General features: G+C 38.8%; 1 protein-coding gene. It reads right to left on the bottom strand.

Annotation, left to right across the window (positions count from 1 at the left end; genetic code table 11):
- Positions 1–739 (bottom strand): glycosyltransferase family 39 protein (locus AC1DRF_RS30735; protein WP_477742665.1); only part of this gene is annotated, 739 nt, incomplete at its 3' end.
- Positions 740–751 lie beyond the last annotated feature (12 nt).

Below are 751 nucleotides of genomic sequence, written 5' to 3' on the forward strand. Positions count from 1 at the left end.
GTCGCTTATCAGCAGAAGTTGAATCCACTACAACTGCCCATGAGACAGAAACCGCGAGCATTAGTACAGTCGCTGTTGTTAAAAAAGCAATTTTCTTTTTCCAAGTGATTTTGGTTGCCACTACATAGAAAACATAAAATGCTGGTAAAAYCATGTATGCTTGAAGCATTTTCATATTAAATGCAACACCAATCATCGCAAAAGCTGCTAACACCCAGCCAAATTTAGCCGTACGCACAGCACGAAATAACATCCACGTTGCTACTAATAATGTAAATACAAGCATACTATCGATATTATTTGTTCGGCTTACCGCAGGTACAATTGGCGTCAGAGCCATGGCAAGAGCAGCAAATCTCCCAGCCCATACGCCAAACGTACGTTTTACGAGTACGTATAGTAAAAGGACTGAACCGATGCCTGCTAATGCTTGCGGTAGAATGACGCTCCATCCGTGAAATCCAAATATTTTGGCACTAATTGTCTGAATCCAAAATACAACCGGGGGCTTATCAATCGTTACATAGCCTCCTGGATCAAAAGATGCATAAAAGAAATTATGAAAACTTTGAAGCATACTTTTGACAGCTGCCGTGTAATAAGCGTTGGCGTATTCATCTGTCCAAATTTTAAATAAGTTCAAAAATGCTGCAATTAAAACAATGGGAACTAAAAATAAGTCTATTCTGTTTTTATTTGAAGTTCGTTCTTCTTTCACTTCACTGTTCATGTGTTTCATTTCACTCCTTCT

The organism is Priestia sp. P5_B4, from assembly GCF_056400385.1.